This is a genomic window from Micromonospora sp. 4G55 (assembly GCF_016803375.1).
The window spans coordinates 1-3,945 of the sequence record NZ_JAEVHN010000567.1 but is presented as its reverse complement, the minus strand read 5'-3'; the positions used below and the strand labels follow the sequence as shown (position 1 = coordinate 3,945).

The following is a 3,945-nucleotide window of genomic DNA, read 5'->3' as shown; positions in this document are numbered from 1 at the left end:
GCCCCGACGCGCCCGATGCGCCGCCGGCCGACGCGTCCGGCTACGCGGCTGAGCGGGGCCGACGCGATCGGTGCGCCGCCGTCGGGCGTGCGCGGTGGGACGGCGGGCGGGCCGGCGGCGGGCGATGACGAGGCGGGTGCGACAGTTCCGGCGGACGGTTACCGGCCGACCGCCGGTGAGGACGAGGACGGGACGGTAGTGCGATGACCGTTGAACAGGGACCGGCAGCCCGCCGCCGGTTCGCCACGCTGGGTCGTTCGGTGGCCCTGTTCCGGGCCTTCCTGGTCGAGCAGACCGACCCGGACCACTTCTACGGCCTGCTGGCCGACGACTCGGTACGCCAGGTCTCCGGCTACACCGGCCTGGCCGGGCGGACGGTGCTCGACGTGGGCGGTGGGCCGGGCTACTTCGCGCAGGCGTTCCGCGCCGCCGGCGCCCGCTACGTGGGCCTCGACCCGGACGTCGGCGACTTCTCCGCGGCCGAGTCCTCGGCCGGGATGCTGCGCGGCAGCGGCACCGCGCTGCCGGTACGCAGCGGCAGCGTCGACGTCTGCTTCTCGTCGAACGTGCTGGAACACGTCTCGGAGCCGCACCGGATGCTCGACGAGATGGCCCGGGTGACGAAGCCCGGGGGCGTCCTGTTCGTCTCGTTCACTCCGTGGCTCTCCCCGTGGGGCGGGCACGAGACCGCGCCCTGGCACTACCTGGGCGGGCAGCGGGCCCGGCGGCGGTACGAGCGACGCAACGGGCGCCCGCCGAAGAACCGGTTCGCCGAGACGCTCTTCCCGGTCTCGATCGCCGACGCGCTGCGCTGGGCCCGGGGCAACCCGGAGGTCGAGGTGCTGGACGCGCTACCGCGCTATCACCCCTGGTGGGGCCGGTGGATCGTCCGGGTTCCCGGGGCGCGGGAGATCGGCTCGTGGAACTTCCTGCTCGTGCTGCGCCGGACCGGGGAACGGCCGGAGGTTGCCGGGCAGGCGGAAAAAGTTGGGCTGACCGGGGGTCGCGTCCAGATGTGACCAGGTAGTAACCTCGCGGCCATCCCACTGATCGACAACGACGAAATTGAGCTCCTCCAGGGAGGAAACATGAAGCACCGCGCCATCGGTGCCGTGCTGTTCGGGGTCGGCGTACTGCTCCTGGCGCTGGCCGCCGGGCTGGTGTTCGTCGTGACCCCCGCGCTGACCAAGCTCCCCTACGACCTGAAGGCGGCGACGTCGGTGGCGGAAGCCTCCGGTGCGACGTTCCTGCAGATCAACAACGGGTCCATCAAGATCAACAATGGCGACCTCAGGTCGACCGTCCGGGTCAACCAGCTCAAGGACGAGACCGCGAAGCTGGGCGGCGACCTCGACGGCAAGGCCGTGGTGTGGCAGGTCGGTCAGACCGTGGACCGGGTCGACAACAAGGAGCTGGTCAGCGCGTACGGCGCCAAGCTGGCCATGGACCGGGTCTCCGGTGAGGCGCTGAAGTGGCAGGGCCAGTGGCTCGACGACACCGGCCAGCGCGACACCGGCGTCCAGTTCGCCGGCCAGATCTACAAGTTCCCCTTCAACACCGAGAAGCGGGACTACAAGATCTTCGACCGGGACATGCGCCAGGTCCGCGACGCCAAGTTCTCCGGTACGGAGAACATCAAGGGCATCGAGACGTACCGGTTCGAGCAGGTGATCACCGACGAGCAGCTGACCCTCGACCCGAGCCGGCTCACCCCGCTGCTGGCCACCTTCGCCCCGGGCGCCACCGACGCCAAGCTCCTCTACAGCAACCAGCGCACCGTGTGGGTGGACCCGGTGACCGGGTCGTACATCAAGGTGCGCGAGGTGCAGAAGAAGGTCCTCACCCCGAACGTCGGCACGCCGACGACGCTGCTGGACGCGGACTTCACGTACAACGACGCGACCATCACCGCCTCGGCCGACCGGGCCAAGGAGAGCCGGAACAGCCTCCAGCTGATCAGCGTCTACGTCCCGGTGGGCCTGGCCGTGCTGGGTCTGGTGCTGATGATCGGCGGTCTGCTGGTGGCCCGCCGGGGTGCGGTCGTCACGGCCGGCGAGGCGCGGCACCGCGCGGACGTCCCGCCGGCCCCCGCTCCGACCCGGTACGACGAGCCGGTCGTGGACGAGGAGCGGCCGACCGCCGAGCAGCCCGCCGTGGACCGCGAGGGCGGCCCGCTGAGCGACGAGATCCCGCCCGCGTCGACGAACTGGCGCGCGGACAACGAGCCGACGGTGCCGAGCCAGCGGCCGGCGTCGGACGAGCGGGAGAAGCACTGACGCGGTAGCACTCCGAAGAGGGCGGGTCGATTCGTCGACCTGCCCTCTTCGCGTTCGCGTCGTCACGCTCGGCACTTGTTACTTAATCGTAACTTATCGATGGTTTGACTGCGCTGGGTTACCGGCGCAGCGGCAGAATGTCCCTTTTGGAAGCTTGATCCGCTCGTGGATCCGGGGTGCCGCTCCACCGTGGGTGACGACAGGCGATCACTGGGTGGTCCACAAGTTACGGAACCGTAGGTGGGGTCTTGTGACCCACGCCTCAGCCGGTGCACCATCATGCGCACATTCGTTACCCGCCGGTAACAGGTGACACGGCCCGGCCCGCAACGCCCCCCGTCCACCGACCGGCACACCACCCCGAAGAGCACCGCCCCCACCCAGGAGGAACCCGTGCAGGATCGGATCGAGAACCCGGGACGTACCCGGTGGCGGCGTTTCGCCGCGATGATGGTGCCCGCGGCGGCCGCCGCCGGCGCTGTCCTGTTCGGCATGCAGTCCGGCGCCATCGCGTCCGACATCACCGTCTCCGGCCAGACCTTCAAGATCGGTGCTGAGCGCCTGGAGGGCGACGGCTTCAAGCAGTACGGCGGCATCGTCAAGGAGAAGAACGGCAAGGTCCACCCCGTCGCCCTCTCCGAGATCAGCAGCGCCGAGCTGTACAAGCTCTGCCAGTCGTCCGGACCGACCTGCCCGGCCTCCCGGTGGTCCTCACCATCAACGCCGGTGACGACAAGCCGGCGACCGCCAAGGACATGCTGATCGCGATGGACAGCCTGGACGGCAACGCGACGTTCACCAACATCAGGATCGGCCGCGACGCCACCGACCTGAACGCGTCGGCGCAGGCCGGCTCGTTCGGCCAGGACGCCCAGCACGTCACCATCATCGGCCTGGAGCAGGTGTCCCGCTACACCACGGCGGCCACCTTCAACCTGACCGGCCTCCGACTGAAGGTCAACGTCGGGGACGCCGCCAAGGGCAAGGAATGCTTCTGAGCTGAAGCGTGGCCCGCGGCGGGCACGCGCCGCGGGCCACGTCCCGGTCCCTCGTTCACCCGCTCCGCCAGGAGGAGGAGTACGTGACAACCGCCGATCCGCAACACGTCCGCGCCGGTGGCCTCGGCCGGGCCTGGCGGGGGTTCCGCCGCTGGCGGCGGACCCGGCCGTTCTGGGGCGGCCTGTTCACCGCGCTGGCCGGAGTGGAGATGTTCGCCTCCACCCGGATGACGCTCAACGGCCTGAGCTTCCACTCCGGAGCCACCGGGCTCTACTCGCTGCTGATCCCCGTCATCCTGCTCACCTGCGGGCTGCTGCTCTGGTTCAGCCCGGGGCAGCGGCTCTTCTACTCGATCGTCGCCGCGGTCACCACGATCTACTCGCTGATGGGTCTCAACCTCGGCGGCTTCTTCGTCGGCCTGCTGCTCGGCATGGTCGGCAGCGCCCTCGGCTTCGCCTGGACGCCGCTCAGGTCGACCGACGCCCCCGCCACCGCGGTGGACGCCCCGGGCGACGAGGACCGGGACACCGCCGGATCCGACGACCCCACGCTGGCGGACGAGTTGCTCCCGACCCTGCCCCACCAGCGCGGCGACGCGCCGGCGTACGAGCAGGAGCGGCCCGCCCCGGCTCCCGCCGGCTACGACGCCCCGCCGGCCGGGCCCCGCGAC

The 3,945-nt window shown here is 70.5% G+C and carries 3 protein-coding genes and 1 pseudogene; all 4 read left to right on the top strand.

From position 1 onward, the window contains the following. The first annotated feature begins 203 nt into the window (after positions 1 to 203). Positions 204 to 1,019, top strand: coding sequence for a bifunctional 2-polyprenyl-6-hydroxyphenol methylase/3-demethylubiquinol 3-O-methyltransferase UbiG (locus tag JNW89_RS29965; protein WP_238451634.1), 816 nt, complete (start codon positions 204 to 206; stop codon positions 1,017 to 1,019). A 69-nt stretch (positions 1,020 to 1,088) separates the two neighbouring features. Beyond that, complete coding sequence (locus JNW89_RS29960; protein WP_238451633.1) at positions 1,089 to 2,276, top strand: DUF3068 domain-containing protein; 1,188 nt, start codon at positions 1,089 to 1,091, stop codon at positions 2,274 to 2,276. 447 nt (positions 2,277 to 2,723) lie between these two features. Further along, positions 2,724 to 3,274 (top strand): annotated as a pseudogene (locus JNW89_RS29955) (DUF6230 family protein). A gap of 83 nt (positions 3,275 to 3,357) precedes the next feature. Next, positions 3,358 to 3,945: DUF6114 domain-containing protein (locus JNW89_RS29950; RefSeq protein ID WP_238451632.1), on the top strand; the 588-nt coding region annotated here is incomplete at its 3' end.